General features: G+C 35.3%; 8 protein-coding genes and 4 tRNA genes. 4 read left to right on the plus strand and 8 right to left on the minus strand.

The window, feature by feature from the left end:
- Positions 1 to 69: 69 nt before the first annotated feature.
- From AB0T67_RS10805 to AB0T67_RS10815, 3 genes are read right to left on the minus strand one after another with little or no spacing between them, the layout of a single operon-like run.
- Positions 70 to 492: a DUF2147 domain-containing protein gene (locus AB0T67_RS10805; RefSeq protein ID WP_271230538.1), complete on the minus strand. Its 423-nt coding sequence runs from the start codon at positions 490 to 492 to the stop codon at positions 70 to 72.
- Positions 493 to 526: 34 nt separating this feature from the next.
- The gene (locus AB0T67_RS10810; RefSeq protein ID WP_271230537.1) at positions 527 to 1,054 is read right to left on the minus strand and encodes a KdsC family phosphatase; all 528 of its coding nucleotides are present in this window, start codon (positions 1,052 to 1,054) and stop codon (positions 527 to 529) included.
- A complete protein-coding gene (locus AB0T67_RS10815; protein WP_369220313.1) occupies positions 1,038 to 1,796 on the minus strand; it encodes a Rossmann-like and DUF2520 domain-containing protein in 759 nt (252 codons plus the stop codon). Before AB0T67_RS10815 ends, AB0T67_RS10810 begins: the two co-directional genes overlap by 17 nt.
- Before the next feature lie 118 nt (positions 1,797 to 1,914).
- Between AB0T67_RS10815 and bshB1 the strand changes: the two genes are divergently transcribed.
- The gene (gene bshB1 / locus AB0T67_RS10820; RefSeq protein WP_369220314.1) at positions 1,915 to 2,631 is read left to right on the plus strand and encodes a bacillithiol biosynthesis deacetylase BshB1; all 717 of its coding nucleotides are present in this window, start codon (positions 1,915 to 1,917) and stop codon (positions 2,629 to 2,631) included.
- 65 nt (positions 2,632 to 2,696) lie between these two features.
- Positions 2,697 to 2,772: transfer RNA gene (locus AB0T67_RS10825), tRNA-His, on the plus strand.
- 76 nt (positions 2,773 to 2,848) lie between these two features.
- Here the strand turns inward: AB0T67_RS10825 and AB0T67_RS10830 are convergent.
- A complete protein-coding gene (locus AB0T67_RS10830) occupies positions 2,849 to 3,760 on the minus strand; it encodes a lysophospholipid acyltransferase family protein (RefSeq protein WP_369220315.1) in 912 nt (303 codons plus the stop codon).
- A gap of 92 nt (positions 3,761 to 3,852) precedes the next feature.
- On the opposite strand from AB0T67_RS10830, the gene AB0T67_RS10835 reads away from it, so the two are divergent.
- On the plus strand, positions 3,853 to 4,500 hold the full coding sequence (locus tag AB0T67_RS10835; protein ID WP_369220316.1) for a rhomboid family intramembrane serine protease: 648 nt from the start codon (positions 3,853 to 3,855) through the stop codon (positions 4,498 to 4,500).
- 548 nt (positions 4,501 to 5,048) lie between these two features.
- Here AB0T67_RS10835 and AB0T67_RS10840 read toward each other — a convergent pair.
- From AB0T67_RS10840 to AB0T67_RS10855, 4 genes are all read right to left on the minus strand, one after another.
- Positions 5,049 to 5,121, minus strand: a tRNA-Gly gene (locus AB0T67_RS10840).
- A 43-nt stretch (positions 5,122 to 5,164) separates the two neighbouring features.
- A tRNA-Gly gene (locus AB0T67_RS10845) sits at positions 5,165 to 5,237 on the minus strand.
- 43 nt (positions 5,238 to 5,280) lie between these two features.
- Positions 5,281 to 5,353 (minus strand) — tRNA-Gly (locus AB0T67_RS10850).
- Between the two features lie 117 nt (positions 5,354 to 5,470).
- Positions 5,471 to 5,917 (minus strand): GNAT family N-acetyltransferase, encoded by a 447-nt coding sequence (locus AB0T67_RS10855; RefSeq protein ID WP_369220317.1) that lies wholly within the window; start codon positions 5,915 to 5,917, stop codon positions 5,471 to 5,473.
- A gap of 277 nt (positions 5,918 to 6,194) precedes the next feature.
- Here AB0T67_RS10855 and AB0T67_RS10860 point away from each other — a divergent pair, with 277 nt between their 5' ends.
- Positions 6,195 to 17,561 carry a choice-of-anchor L domain-containing protein gene (locus tag AB0T67_RS10860; protein WP_369220318.1) on the plus strand — a complete coding sequence of 3,789 codons (11,367 nt, stop codon included), beginning with the start codon at positions 6,195 to 6,197 and terminating at the stop codon, positions 17,559 to 17,561.
- Positions 17,562 to 17,567 lie beyond the last annotated feature (6 nt).

The following is a 17,567-nucleotide window of genomic DNA, read 5'->3' on the forward strand; positions in this document are numbered from 1 at the left end:
TAATATCAAAAAAAACTCCAGAGAAACAGAAATTTCTTTGGAGTTCTTTTTTTAGAAAATAGTTGTATTTTATTTTTTTCGACACCAATAAGCAGTTCTACCAAAGGCAACAAAACCAAAATATCCACGAATTTTTAATTTATTTTCGTTTTCAAGCGTAATATAACATTTGTATTCTTTACCATTTTTAACATCTACAATAGTACCACCGATCCATTGATTACCTTCTTTTTTTAATCCAGATAAAATAGTCATATTTAAAATAGGCATATTTTTACGCTCTCCTTTACATTTATCACAGACAGCACCTTGTCTATCTTTATGTGTAATTTTAATTATTTTACCAAAAGCTAGTCCATCTTTTTCGTAGATTTCAATAACAGAATTCACTCTATTTTCTTCTTCATCCCAGTTTTCCCATTTTCCAAAAACAGATTGAGCGTTAATTGATAAGTTACTGATAATTAAAAGTGTAAAAAGTATCTTTTTCATTTGTGTAATTTTTATAGAAATTTAATATTATTAATTAATCGTATTGAGCATCAAAATTTTCTACCCATTTTCCTTGTACTCTTAATACTTGCTCTAAGACATCACGAGCGCAACCTTCTCCGCCATTTTTATCAGAAATATATTTAGATACTTGTTGAATTTCTCTAACAGCATCATTTGGACAACATGGCATACCAACTAATTTCATTACAGGATAATCAGGAATATCATCACCCATATATAATACGTTTTCTGGCTTTAAATCATATTTACTGATGATTTCATTAAATTGCTTAATTTTATCATGAGCGCCTAAGTAAATATCAGAAATACCTAAATTAGCCAAGCGAGTACGTACGCCTTCATTTTTTCCTCCAGAAATAATACAGACTCTAAAACCTGCTTTTACTGCTGCTTTTAAGGCATATCCATCTTTAATATTCATTTGACGTACTAATTCACCATTAGGGAAGACGGTAACAATTCCGTTTGTTAATACACCGTCTACATCAAAAATAAAAGTATTTATTTGAGGTAGTATTTCTTTATAGCTTTTTTCCATTTTTTTGTATTGATTTTGTAATAATTTTATAAATATCTTGTTGTTCTTTGTTGAGTAATTCTAAATGATTTTGAATTGTTTTTTTGTCGTTTCTTTTTGCTGGACCAGTTTGTGCTTTTTCGGGTGTTAATTTCTGAATTTTCTTAGCAGTTTCTTCAATTAAAGGATGTAAAATTTCAAAAGGAACTTGATATTCTTTGCAAATATCATCACCAATTTTATATAAATGATTGGTGAAGTTATTAACAAAAACTGCCGATAAATGTATTGCTTTTCGCTGTTGAGAGTTAATTGAATATGTTTTTTTTCCTATTGATTTAGCTAATTTATTTAAAAGATTAAAATCTTCGTTGTTTTCGGCTTCTAAGCAAAATGGAATTTTATCAAAAAAAACTTCTTTATCCTTAGAAAAACTTTGCAATAGATAAAAAACACCTTTTCGTCCGTTATTTTTTAACGAATTTAAAGAAACACTTCCTGAAGTATGTACTATTAAACTATGTTGTTTATTTATTTTTGATGAAACTTCAGAAATAGCATCATCAGATACGGCAATGATATAAATATCAGCATCCACTAATAAAGTTATATCATCAGTTATATCAACCTGTTTTTTTAACGATTCAAGTTGTTGTATGTTTCTAGCATACATTTGTACCAAAGAAATTTCTTTCGTTTTAGAAAAAGCATTGGCTAAATGTAAGGCGACATTTCCGCCTCCTATAATAACAATTCTAATCATAGCGACGAAGATATTGAATTTATATTATAGAGATTCGAGTATTTAAAAAAAAAGAGAATTATAAAACAAGAATGGTTTATTACTAGTTTTGTAAATTAGCTTATCAAAATAAAGAAACATGAAATTAGATATATTAGCGTTTGGAGCACATCCAGATGATGTAGAGTTAGGTTGTGGTGCTACAATTGCGAAAGAAATATCATTTGGTAAAAAAGTAGGAATTGTAGATTTAACTAGAGGAGAGCTTGGTACAAGAGGTTCAGCAGATTTACGAGATATAGAAGCAGCAAATGCCGCAGCTATTTTAGGTGTTTCAGTGCGTGAAAATTTAGGCTTTTCTGATGGGTTTTTTAAAAATGATAAAAAACATCAATTGGAGGTTATAAAAATGATTCGTAAATATAAACCAGATATTGTATTATGTAATGCTATTGATGATAGACATATTGATCATCCTAAAGGAAGTGATTTAGTATCGAATGCTTGTTTTTTAAGTGGATTATTAAAAATTGAAACAACTGTAGATGGAGTTAATCAAGAAAAGTGGCGACCTAAGTTGGTGTATCATTATATACAATGGAAAAATATTGAGCCAGATTTTGTAGTAGATGTTACAGGTTTTATGGAAAAAAAGGAAAAATCGGTATTAGCATACGCTTCTCAATTTTTTAATCCGAACAGTAATGAGCCTGAAACACCAATTACAAGTAAGAATTTTACGGATAGTATAAATTATAGAGCAAAAGATTTAGGTAGGTTGATTGGTGTCGATTTTGCAGAAGGCTTTACATCAGAACGTTATGTTGCTGTTGATAAAATAAGTGAATTAATTTAAAAAAAACTTCAAAAAAAGTTTGGTAGAACAGTAAAAGAGTTATATATTTGCACTCGCAATTAAATGGTGGTTGTAGCTCAGTTGGTTAGAGTATCGGTTTGTGGTACCGAGGGTCGCGGGTTCGAATCCCGTCTTCCACCCAAGAATTAAATCCTTCTTTTTAAGAAGGATTTTTTTGTGCGTAAAATTTAAAATTAAATCAAAAAAAGCATCGAAATTAATTTCGATGCTTTTTAGTCTTTTCTAACCACTCGTTATATTTTCCTTTATACTTAAAACGTTTATGAGACCATAAATAACATTCGGGTTGTGCTTTTATATTTCTTTCGGTTATTTCTAAAAATTTATCAGTAATTTGATTTTTGTCAAAATCTTTAGCATTGTCGGTTATTAATTCAAATGTTGTTTCAAAGTAACCTCTTTTAATTTTAGTAGTATTCATGTTGATAACTACTAAATCATATTTTTTGGCTAATACTTCCGCACCTGTGTGTACAGGAACTTTTTCATTTAAAAAATTAGTCCAATATCTTGCTCTGTGTAGTTGAGGTGATTGGTCGCTAAGTAGTATGTATAAACTTTGTATGCCTTTTGCTTGTCTTTCGTTTATTCTTTTATTGAATAATTGACTAGGAACTCCATCAAAACCGTATTTACGTCTCGAGCTTTTTATTACTTTTTCAAAATAAGGATTCTGTAATTTTGTATAAGCTCCGTAGCAACTAATATTTAAATGTTGAGGTAAGGCAAATACCCATTCCCAATTTGCTTGATGCGCACCTAATAGAACAATACTTTTTCCTTGTTTGGCGTAGTCGTTAATTAATGATGCATTTGTGTATTTGTAGCGTTTGTCTATTTCTTTTTTACTGATAGAAAAAGCTTTAATACTCTCAAAAATTAAATCAACAAAATGCTTAAAGAATTTTTTAGATATTTTGTTAATTTCACTCTCATTTTTAGTCGGAAAAGCTATTTTTATATTAGCTTCAACTACTTTTTTTCGGTAGCCAACAATATAATATAAGATAAAGAAAAAGAAATCAGAGAAAATATACAAGATACGCATTGGTAATCTTGAAGATATCCAAATAAAAGGATATACAATTGCGAAACTTAAAAACTTCATGTGTTAAATTTTAAAAATGCAAATATCGTATTAAATTATGAATCATTTACTTTATTAACTTTTGATTATGTTTGTACTTATAAATAGATATTATGAATCAAATTATTTTAATATTAATAGCGATAAACGTTGTCGCTTCTTACAAAGGATTTAAGGATACAGTATTTTTTGATAGATATAAATTTCAGATACAAAAAATACTTAGTGGTGAAAAAATCAGAATGATAACCTCAGGTTTTTTACATGCCGATTGGATGCATTTAGGATTTAATATGTATGCTTTATATCTTTTTGGAAAAGTAGTGCAGGTTAATTTTGGTACTGGATATTTTATAGGAATCTATTTGGTTAGTTTACTTGCTGGAAGTTTATATTCTTTATATCAGCATAAAAATGAATTTTATTATAGTGCGGTAGGAGCTTCGGGAGCTGTGTCGGGAATTATTTTTTCTGCGATTATGTTATATCCAGATATGACATTAGTGATGTTTCCAATTCCAATTCCTTTACCTGGTTATATTTTCGGAATCGGGTATTTGTTATATTCTATTTATGGAATGAAAAATAATGTAGGTAATGTTGGACATTCAGCACATTTAGGTGGAGCAATTGGTGGATATTTAATAACCTTAATTTTAAGACCAAGTGTAATTAATAATAATATGTTATTGATAGGTGTTATCGGAGTTATTATTGTTGGTTTGTTTTTATTTGGTGATAAATTAAAAGGAAATAAATAGTGAAATATTATTTATAGATAAATTTTTTATTTTAGATAGCCTGTTTAAATTTCATTTAAAAACGTTTTATAGCTGAAAAATAGAATCCGTCAAAGGGATTTTATTTCAGTTTTACATTTTGATTTACCGTAATTTTGTCAATTCGAGTGATTTTAATGACTAGAAGGAATTAAAATTGTATCGAGAATTTTATTTTGATGCTAAGAAGTTCTCGATATAATTTTTTTGAAGGAAAAAAATCACTCGAACTGACAGGTTATTTGTGAATTTTTGTAATAAAATTTTATTGACTAAAATTTAAACAAACTCTTAGTTAGTTTATTTTTTTGCTGATATATTTTGTAAATGTGAACAGGCTTTTAAATTAATGACTAAATTTAGTAAATAAGTTTAGCCCCGATTGAAGCAATTGTTTGAGCTCTTTTTTATTTTTCTTTTGAAAAAATAAAAAAAGCGAGTGCGGAAAGCGGGAAATAGCTACAAATAATATTTCTTTTGAAATATATAAAACAAAAAAAATCCGAAAACATTATGTTTTCGGATTTTTGAGCGAAAGACCAGGTTCGAACTGGCGACATTCAGCTTGGAAGGCTGACGCTCTACCAACTGAGCTACTTTCGCATTGGTAAATAAAGATTTTAAAGTCTATCTTTTAAAGACTGTGAGCGAAAGACCAGGTTCGAACTGGCGACATTCAGCTTGGAAGGCTGACGCTCTACCAACTGAGCTACTTTCGCATTGGTAAATAAAGATTTTAAAGTCTATCTTTTAAAGACTATGAGCGAAAGACCAGGTTCGAACTGGCGACATTCAGCTTGGAAGGCTGACGCTCTACCAACTGAGCTACTTTCGCATTGGTAAAGATTTAATTACAATTACTTGTAATGCTTTTGATATAAAAAGCTTATATCGTTAAGCGGTTGCAAATATAACACTGTTTCTGTAATCTGCAAACATTTTTTGAATAAATTTAATAAAAATTTTGATCTTTTCTCATAACTTTCAGAAAATGAAAGCCATAGATTTCAAATCCTTCGTTATAATAAAATTTATGAGACTTTCTATTAGCCGTATACGTGTTTAATTCCATGGCTTCACAGCCTTTTTCTTTGGTGTATTCGTAAATCCAGCTAAAAAATTGCTTTCCTAATTTTTTTCCACGGTAAGTTTCATCTATAAAAACATGATCAGGTTCTACACTTTTTCCTATGTAATGACGTGTACTATACCATAAGCCAGAAATACCGATTAGCAAATCATCATCAAAAATACCAACACATTCATAAGTGTTGTAGTTTGACATTTCTAATATCCTTTTTTTTAGTATATCAGAAGGCGTTGTTGTGTTTACTTTTTGCATTATCGGAAGAATAGTAAGTATTTCTTCTTTTTTAATCGCTTTGAAATTAATATTCATCTTTATGTAAAAAATTAGGATTAATAAAAATAGGTATAATATTATTGATATTTAATATTTTTTGTGACTTTTTGATATAAAATGTGTCATAATTATTATCAAATGATATAGCATTTGATAATAAATGTATTGTCTATTTTTTTTTTAAAAAAAATAATATATTTAACGTCTTAAATAATAGCTATATAAAATAATAAATCCTTTCTTAAATTAGAAGTATAACCTCTTTAAATAGCAGTTGTGTTTTTGATTTAATCAATTTTTTAAATTATTACTTATGAAAAAAAACTACTTTTTAAAAAACGTACTGTTTTTTGTTTTGTTGCTAATAGGTGTTAATAGCACTTATGCCCAAGCAACATTTACAGACAGTCAAACAGCTGTTCAATTAGCAGCTCAACTACAGGCCTCCGGTGTGTTAATAACGAACCCTGTTATAACTAAGGGAGATACAGAGCGTATAGGTGTTTTCTCAAATGGAAAAGCAGGTGCTGGTTTAGAGCTTGATAGTGGTATTGCTTTAACTACATCAACAATAGTAAATGCCTTTGCTACGAATAGATCTATTGGACATAGTGATAAACTTGGTGCAGCAGGTGCCTTAGATGATATGGATTTAGTTAATATTGATTCCAGAGCTAGAAATGATGTCGTAATTTTTGAATTTGATTTTCAAGCATTACCTAATTATACAGGTGTTTTAGTTGAGTATCAATTTGCTTCAGAAGAATTTCCAGACTATGTAGGTTCTAGTTTTAATGATGTATTTGGCTTTTTTGTATCTGATCCTACTGGAGTAGATGCTACAGTACCAGATGGAGATATTAATAATAATGGTGCATACGATTTAGGAGAAACTCCTGCGCTAAACTTAGCAATAGTACCAGGAACATCTAATCCTGTATCTATTAATAATGTAAATGCAGGTTTTAGAGGTTCTCAAGGTGGGAGTTTAACAAACGTAACTGATTTAACTCAAAGCGCATTATATATAAATAATGGGCATGTTTTAGATAATGATGCTGACCCTAATAATCCAGGACCAGGTAATACAAATCCAGGTCCTTTTCCTATTCATACTGAATTTAATGGAATAACAAAAAAGTTTTCTACAAATATAAATTTAACAGTAGGAGTTGTTTATCATATGAAAATAGCCATTGCTGATGTAGGAGATGATTGGTATGATTCAGGAGTGTTTGTTTCAGGAGTAGGTGGTACACCTATAATTATAACAAATGATGATGCAGGTACGCTTACAGAATCAGGAGGTATTGCAGTAGCTAATGTTTTAGTGAATGATACTGTAGGAGGAACTACAAATCCACCTTTAGCAGATGTTGATTTATTTGAGGTAAGTTCAACAAATGCAGGGGTAACATTAAATACAACTACAGGTGCTGTAGAAGTTGCATCAGGCACAAATGCAGGGATTTATACATTAGTATATAATGCTTGTAAGCCTTCTCCAACTAACTGTAGTAACTCTACTGTTACTGTAACAGTTTTACCTGATAATGATTTAGATGGAATTCAGGATTCTGTAGATCAGGATGATGATAATGATGGTATTTTAGATACTGTTGAAGGAGCTGTTGATACTGATGATGATGGAATTATTGATAGTTTTGATACTGATAGTGATAATGATGGTTGTCCTGATGCATCAGAAGCAGCAAATAATATAATAACAGGCTTAACTACACTAATAGGGGGTAGTACTGGTGGTAGTTCATTAAATTTAGGAACTACGGTAGATCTTATAACAGGAATACCAACAGCAACAGGAAGTCCTCAGGGAACTACGGTTTCAGTAATCAATGCAACAAGATTGATGATTGTTACGGCACCTGTTAATCAAACAAAGGTTTTTGGAGAATCAGGTAGTTTTAGTGTTGTGGGAACAGCAGATACTGCGACTAGTTATGTAACAGGAGCACCAACTTATGGAGCTTTAGGCAATGCTAATGCTGGTATTAATTATCAATGGTATATTGGTAATCCAGATTCAGGAGGAACAATTATAGATGGAACAGATACTAATTATACAGATTTTACAACAAATACATTAAATATAACTAGTGTAACGGGGTTAGATGCAACAGAATATTGTGTTTTAATAACTCATGATAATAATATTTGTATTAGAGAGATTAATTGTGCAACATTAGATGTTGTTAATATTTTAGTAGCAAATGATGATATTTTAGGAACAGCTTTAGTACCATTAGCATCAGGAACAACGGATGTTTCTGCAGGTGAAGTTTTAACAGGAGATACTTTAAATGGCGTTCAAGTAACGACAGCAAATACAGATGTAACGCCAATAACGACAGGAAACATCTTAATAGATGCCAATGGAAATGTAACTATCGTAGCAAATACGCCAACAGGAAGTTATCCTGTAACGTATACAATTTGTGAAAGTGGCGCGAATCCAGCAAACTGTACAACAGCAACCGTAACGGTAGAAGTAGTTGGAGAGTTATTAGCGGATGATGATATTTTAGGAACAGCTTTAGTACCATTAGCATCAGGAGCAACGGATGTTTCTGCAGGTGAAGTTTTAACAGGCGATACTTTAAATGGCGTTCAAGTAACGACAGCAAATACAGATGTAACACCAGTAACGACAGGAAACATCTTAATAGATGCCAATGGAAATGTAACTATCGTAGCAAATACGCCAACAGGAAGTTATCCTGTAACGTATACAATTTGTGAAAGTGGCGCGAATCCAGCAAACTGTACAACAGCAACCGTAACGGTAGAAGTAGTTGGAGAGTTATTAGCGGATGATGATATTTTAGGAACAGCTTTAGCACCATTAGCATCAGGAACAACGGATGTTTCTGCAGGTGAAGTTTTAACAGGCGATACTTTAAATGGCGTTCAAGTAACGACAGCAAATACAGATGTAACACCAGTAACGACAGGAAACATCTTAATAGATGCCGACGGAAATGTAACTATCGTAGCAAATACGCCAACAGGAAGTTATCCTGTAACGTATACGATTTGTGAAAGTGGCGCGAATCCAGCAAACTGTACAACAGCAACCGTAACTGTAGAAGTAGTTGGAGAGTTATTAGCGGATGATGATGTTTTAGGAACAGCTTTAGTACCATTAGCATCAGGAGCAACGGATGTTTCTGCTGGTGAAGTTTTAACAGGCGATACCTTAAATGGCGTTCAAGTAACGACAGCAAATACCGATGTAACGCCAGTAACGACAGGAAACATCTTAATAGATGCCGACGGAAATGTAACTATCGTAGCAAATACGCCAACAGGAAGTTATCCTGTAACGTATACGATTTGTGAAAGTGGCGCGAATCCAGCAAACTGTACAACAGCAACCGTAACTGTAGAAGTAGTTGGAGAGTTATTAGCGGATGATGATGTTTTAGGAACAGCTTTAGTACCATTAGCATCAGGAGCAACGGATGTTTCTGCAGGTGAAGTTTTAACAGGCGATACTTTAAATGGCGTTCAAGTAACGACAGCAAATACAGATGTAACACCAGTAACGACAGGAAACATCTTAATAGATGCCAATGGAAATGTAACTATCGTAGCAAATACGCCAACAGGAAGTTATCCTGTAACGTATACAATTTGTGAAAGTGGCGCGAATCCAGCAAACTGTACAACAGCAACCGTAACGGTAGAAGTAGTTGGAGAGTTATTAGCGGATGATGATATTTTAGGAACAGCTTTAGCACCATTAGCATCAGGAGCAACGGATGTTTCTGCTGGTGAAGTTTTAACAGGCGATACCTTAAATGGCGTTCAAGTAACGACAGCAAATACAGATGTAACGCCAGTAACAACAGGAAACATCTTAATAGATGCCGACGGAAATGTAACTATCGTAGCAAATACGCCAACAGGAAGTTATCCTGTAACGTATACGATTTGTGAAAGTGGCGCGAATCCAGCAAACTGTACAACAGCAATCGTAACGGTAGAAGTAGTTGGAGAGTTATTAGCGGATGATGATGTTTTAGGAACAGCTTTAGTACCATTAGCATCAGGAGCAACGGATGTTTCTGCTGGTGAAGTTTTAACAGGCGATACCTTAAATGGCGTTCAAGTAACGACAGCAAATACAGATGTAACGCCAATAACGACAGGAAACATCTTAATAGATGCCGATGGAAATGTAACTATCGTAGCAAATACGCCAACAGGAAGTTATCCTGTAACGTATACGATTTGTGAAAGTGGCGCGAATCCAGCAAACTGTACAACAGCAATCGTAACTGTAGAAGTAGTTGGAGAGTTATTAGCGGATGATGATATTTTAGGAACAGCTTTAGCACCATTAGCATCAGGAACAACGGATGTTTCTGCTGGTGAAGTTTTAACAGGTGATACTTTAAATGGCGTTCAAGTAACGAGAGCAAATACAGATGTAACGCCAGTAACAACAGGAAACATCTTAATAGATGCCGACGGAAATGTAACTATCGTAGCAAATACGCCAACAGGAAGTTATCCTGTAACGTATACGATTTGTGAAAGTGGCGCGAATCCAGCAAACTGTACAACAGCAACCGTAACTGTAGAAGTAGTTGGAGAGTTATTAGCGGATGATGATGTTTTAGGAACAGCTTTAGCACCATTAGCATCAGGAGCAACGGATGTTTCTGCAGGTGAAGTTTTAACAGGCGATACTTTAAATGGCGTTCAAGTAACGACAGCAAATACCGATGTAACGCCAGTAACGACAGGAAACATCTTAATAGATGCCGACGGAAATGTAACTATCGTAGCAAATACGCCAACAGGAAGTTATCCTGTAACGTATACAATTTGTGAAAGTGGCGCGAATCCAGCAAACTGTACAACAGCAACCGTAACTGTAGAAGTAGTTGGAGAGTTATTAGCGGATGATGATGTTTTAGGAACAGCTTTAGTACCATTAGCATCAGGAGCAACGGATGTTTCTGCTGGTGAAGTTTTAACAGGCGATACCTTAAATGGCGTTCAAGTAACGACAGCAAATACAGATGTAACGCCAGTAACAACAGGAAACATCTTAATAGATGCCGACGGAAATGTAACTATCGTAGCAAATACGCCAACAGGAAGTTATCCTGTAACGTATACGATTTGTGAAAGTGGCGCGAATCCAGCAAACTGTACAACAGCAACCGTAACTGTAGAAGTAGTTGGAGAGTTATTAGCGGATGATGATGTTTTAGGAACAGCTTTAGTACCATTAGCATCAGGAGCAACGGATGTTTCTGCTGGTGAAGTTTTAACAGGCGATACCTTAAATGGCGTTCAAGTAACGACAGCAAATACCGATGTAACGCCAGTAACGACAGGAAACATCTTAATAGATGCCGACGGAAATGTAACTATCGTAGCAAATACGCCAACAGGAAGTTATCCTGTAACGTATACGATTTGTGAAAGTGGCGCGAATCCAGCAAACTGTACAACAGCAACCGTAACTGTAGAAGTAGTTGGAGAGTTATTAGCGGATGATGATGTTTTAGGAACAGCTTTAGTACCATTAGCATCAGGAGCAACGGATGTTTCTGCAGGTGAAGTTTTAACAGGCGATACCTTAAATGGCGTTCAAGTAACGACAGCAAATACAGATGTAACGCCAATAACGACAGGAAACATCTTAATAGATGCCGATGGAAATGTAACTATCGTAGCAAATACGCCAACAGGAAGTTATCCTGTAACGTATACGATTTGTGAAAGTGGCGCGAATCCAGCAAACTGTACAACAGCAACCGTAACTGTAGAAGTAGTTGGAGAGTTATTAGCGGATGATGATATTTTAGGAACAGCTTTAGCACCATTAGCATCAGGAACAACGGATGTTTCTGCTGGTGAAGTTTTAACAGGTGATACTTTAAATGGCGTTCAAGTAACGAGAGCAAATACAGATGTAACGCCAGTAACAACAGGAAACATCTTAATAGATGCCGACGGAAATGTAACTATCGTAGCAAATACGCCAACAGGAAGTTATCCTGTAACGTATACGATTTGTGAAAGTGGCGCGAATCCAGCAAACTGTACAACAGCAACCGTAACTGTAGAAGTAGTTGGAGAGTTATTAGCGGATGATGATGTTTTAGGAACAGCTTTAGCACCATTAGCATCAGGAGCAACGGATGTTTCTGCAGGTGAAGTTTTAACAGGCGATACTTTAAATGGCGTTCAAGTAACGACAGCAAATACCGATGTAACGCCAGTAACGACAGGAAACATCTTAATAGATGCCGACGGAAATGTAACTATCGTAGCAAATACGCCAACAGGAAGTTATCCTGTAACGTATACAATTTGTGAAAGTGGCGCGAATCCAGCAAACTGTACAACAGCAACCGTAACTGTAGAAGTAGTTGGAGAGTTATTAGCGGATGATGATGTTTTAGGAACAGCTTTAGTACCATTAGCATCAGGAGCAACGGATGTTTCTGCTGGTGAAGTTTTAACAGGCGATACCTTAAATGGCGTTCAAGTAACGACAGCAAATACAGATGTAACGCCAGTAACAACAGGAAACATCTTAATAGATGCCGACGGAAATGTAACTATCGTAGCAAATACGCCAACAGGAAGTTATCCTGTAACGTATACGATTTGTGAAAGTGGCGCGAATCCAGCAAACTGTACAACAGCAACCGTAACTGTAGAAGTAGTTGGAGAGTTATTAGCGGATGATGATGTTTTAGGAACAGCTTTAGTACCATTAGCATCAGGAGCAACGGATGTTTCTGCTGGTGAAGTTTTAACAGGCGATACCTTAAATGGCGTTCAAGTAACGACAGCAAATACCGATGTAACGCCAGTAACGACAGGAAACATCTTAATAGATGCCGACGGAAATGTAACTATCGTAGCAAATACGCCAACAGGAAGTTATCCTGTAACGTATACGATTTGTGAAAGTGGCGCGAATCCAGCAAACTGTACAACAGCAACCGTAACTGTAGAAGTAGTTGGAGAGTTATTAGCGGATGATGATGTTTTAGGAACAGCTTTAGTACCATTAGCATCAGGAGCAACGGATGTTTCTGCAGGTGAAGTTTTAACAGGCGATACTTTAAATGGCGTTCAAGTAACGACAGCAAATACAGATGTAACACCAGTAACGACAGGAAACATCTTAATAGATGCCAATGGAAATGTAACTATCGTAGCAAATACGCCAACAGGAAGTTATCCTGTAACGTATACAATTTGTGAAAGTGGCGCGAATCCAGCAAACTGTACAACAGCAACCGTAACTGTAGAAGTAGTTGGAGAGTTATTAGCGGATGATGATATTTTAGGAACAGCTTTAGTACCATTAGCATCAGGAGCAACGGATGTTTCTGCTGGTGAAGTTTTAACAGGCGATACCTTAAATGGCGTTCAAGTAACGACAGCAAATACAGATGTAACGCCAGTAACAACAGGAAACATCTTAATAGATGCCGACGGAAATGTAACTATCGTAGCAAATACGCCAACAGGAAGTTATCCTGTAACGTATACAATTTGTGAAAGTGGCGCGAATCCAGCAAACTGTACAACAGCAACCGTAACGGTAGAAGTAGTTGGAGAGTTATTAGCGGATGATGATATTTTAGGAACAGCTTTAGCACCATTAGCATCAGGAACAACGGATGTTTCTGCAGGTGAAGTTTTAACAGGCGATACTTTAAATGGCGTTCAAGTAACGACAGCAAATACAGATGTAACACCAGTAACGACAGGAAACATCTTAATAGATGCCGACGGAAATGTAACTATCGTAGCAAATACGCCAACAGGAAGTTATCCTGTAATGTATACGATTTGTGAAAGTGGCGCGAATCCAGCAAACTGTACAACAGCAACCGTAACGGTAGAAGTAGTTGGAGAGTTATTAGCGGATGATGATGTTTTAGGAACAGCTTTAGTACCATTAGCATCAGGAACAACGGATGTTTCTGCAGGTGAAGTTTTAACAGGCGATACTTTAAATGGTGTTCAAGTAACGACAGCAAATACAGATGTAACGCCAGTAACGACAGGAAACATCTTAATAGATGCCGACGGAAATGTAACTATCGTAGCAAATACGCCAACAGGAAGTTATCCTGTAACGTATACAATTTGTGAAAGTGGCGCGAATCCAGCAAACTGTACAACAGCAACCGTAACTGTAGAAGTAGTTGGAGAGTTATTAGCGGATGATGATATTTTAGGAACAGCTTTAGTACCATTAGCATCAGGAGCAACGGATGTTTCTGCAGGTGAAGTTTTAACAGGCGATACTTTAAATGGCGTTCAAGTAACGACAGCAAATACCGATGTAACGCCAGTAACGACAGGAAACATCTTAATAGATGCCGACGGAAATGTAACTATCGTAGCAAATACGCCAACAGGAAGTTATCCTGTAACGTATACAATTTGTGAAAGTGGTGCGAATCCAGCAAACTGTACAACAGCAACCGTAACGGTAGAAGTAGTTGGAGAGTTATTAGCGGATGATGATATTTTAGGAACAGCTTTAGTACCATTAGCATCAGGAACAACGGATGTTTCTGCTGGTGAAGTTTTAACAGGCGATACCTTAAATGGCGTTCAAGTAACGACAGCAAATACCGATGTAACGCCAGTAACGACAGGAAACATCTTAATAGATGCCGACGGAAATGTAACTATCGTAGCAAATACGCCAACAGGAAGTTATCCTGTAACGTATACGATTTGTGAAAGTGGCGCGAATCCAGCAAACTGTACAACAGCAACCGTAACTGTAGAAGTAGTTGGAGAGTTATTAGCGGATGATGATACATTAGGAACACCTTTAGCACCATTAGCATCAGGAGCAACGGATGTTTCTGCAGGTGAAGTTTTAACAGGCGATACTTTAAATGGCGTTCAAGTAACGACAGCAAATACAGATGTAACATCAGTAACGACAGGAAACATCTTAATAGATGCCAATGGAAATGTAACTATCGTAGCAAATACGCCAACAGGAAGTTATCCTGTAACGTATACAATTTGTGAAAGTGGCGCGAATCCAGCAAACTGTACAACAGCAACCGTAACGGTAGAAGTAGTTGGAGAGTTATTAGCGGATGATGATATTTTAGGAACAGCTTTAGTACCATTAGCATCAGGAGCAACGGATGTTTCTGCAGGTGAAGTTTTAACAGGCGATACCTTAAATGGCGTTCAAGTAACGACAGCAAATACAGATGTAACGCCAGTAACAACAGGAAACATCTTAATAGATGCCGACGGAAATGTAACTATCGTAGCAAATACGCCAACAGGAAGTTATCCTGTAACGTATACGATTTGTGAAAGTGGCGCGAATCCAGCAAACTGTACAACAGCAACCGTAACGGTAGAAGTAGTTGGAGAGTTATTAGCGGATGATGATATTTTAGGAACAGCTTTAGCACCATTAGCATCAGGAGCAACGGATGTTTCTGCTGGTGAAGTTTTAACAGGCGATACCTTAAATGGCGTTCAAGTAACGACAGCAAATACAGATGTAACGCCAATAACGACAGGAAACATCTTAATAGATGCCGATGGAAATGTAACTATCGTAGCAAATACGCCAACAGGAAGTTATCCTGTAACGTATACGATTTGTGAAAGTGGCGCGAATCCAGCAAACTGTACAACAGCAACCGTAACGGTAGAAGTAGTTGGAGAGTTATTAGCGGATGATGATATTTTAGGAACAGCTTTAGTACCATTAGCATCAGGAACAACGGATGTTTCTGCTGGTGAAGTTTTAACAGGTGATACTTTAAATGGCGTTCAAGTAACGACAGCAAATACAGATGTAACACCAGTAACGACAGGAAACATCTTAATAGATGCCGACGGAAATGTAACTATCGTAGCAAATACGCCAACAGGAAGTTATCCTGTAACGTATACGATTTGTGAAAGTGGCGCGAATCCAGCAAACTGTACAACAGCAATCGTAACGGTAGAAGTAGTTGGAGAGTTATTAGCGGATGATGATGTTTTAGGAACAGCTTTAGTACCATTAGCATCAGGAGCAACGGATGTTTCTGCAGGTGAAGTTTTAACAGGCGATACTTTAAATGGCGTTCAAGTAACGACAGCAAATACCGATGTAACGCCAGTAACGACAGGAAACATCTTAATAGATGCCGACGGAAATGTAACTATCGTAGCAAATACGCCAACAGGAAGTTATCCTGTAACGTATACAATTTGTGAAAGTGGTGCGAATCCAGCAAACTGTACAACAGCAACCGTAACGGTAGAAGTAGTTGGAGAGTTATTAGCAAGTAGTGATATTTTAATTCCAATTACATCAGGAGGTACTACTTCAAGTGTAACAGATAACGATACATTAAACAGTACTCCAATAATTGTAGGTTCTGGAGTTGGTGAAATTACTCTATCAGCAGATCCAAACGGAACAAATCCATCAGGGTTTATTTTAAATCCAAATGGAACAATAACTATTGAAGCTAATATACCTTCAGGAACTTATGCTTTTGAATATCAGATTTGTGAAAATGGAGCTAATCCAGAAAATTGCCAAATAGCAGTTGCTACTGTTATTGTTGCAAATCCAATAGATGCTATTAATGATCATTATAGTAATAATCCTTTAGCAGCTGGAAGTGTGACACCAAGCGTTCTTATTAATGATCTATTAGATGGTAATTCAGTAATAATAGGTACAGGAGTAGGAGAGGTTACTTTATCAGGAAATCCAAATGGAACAAACCCTTTAGGTTTTACCTTTAATTCAGATGGAACTATAGCAATAAGTACAGTTATAGCTTCAGGAGATTATACATTGGAGTATCAAATTTGCGAAAATGGTTCAACACCAATAAAATGTAATATAGCAACAGTTACAATACTAGTTGGAGTTGATACTGATGGAGATGGTATTTTAAATACAGATGATATCGATGATGATAACGATGGTATTTTAGATACAAATGAAGGAGATGGTACAATAGACACTGATAGTGATGGTATTCCAGATAGTTTAGATACTGATAGTGATAATGATAGCGTATTAGATATTATAGAAGGAAATGATGTTGATGGAAATGGTATTCCAGATATAATTCCAAGTGGAGTTGATACTGATTTAGACGGATTAGATGATGTATTTGATACTGATAACGGAGGAGTTCCAACCAATCCTTCAGATACTGATGGTGATGGTATATTTGATTATCAAGATATTGATGACGATAATGATGGAATAAATACTATTGATGAAAATCCTGGTGATGATGATATTACAACAAATGATTCTATGGATACTAACGAAAATGGTATTCCAGATTATTTAGATGCTGATGCAAACCCATGTGGTACGCCATATAATATTATGACACCAGATAATGATGGAGATAATGATGTGTTTTTCATCTCATGTATTGACAAGCCAGAATATGCTAAGAATACTGTAGAGATTTTTAATAGATGGGGAAATACCGTTTATAAAGCTTCAGGATATAATAATGAAAGTGTAGCCTTTACAGGGATTTCAAATGGAAGATCAACCATTAGTGTTGATGAGAAATTACCACCAGGAACTTATTATTATGTTATCGATTTAGGAGATGGTTCAAAACCAAAAGTAGGATGGTTATACATTAATAGATAAAAAAAA

Origin of the sequence: Tenacibaculum salmonis, assembly GCF_041053065.1 — a bacterium.
GTDB classification, from domain to species: domain Bacteria; phylum Bacteroidota; class Bacteroidia; order Flavobacteriales; family Flavobacteriaceae; genus Polaribacter; species Polaribacter pacificus_A.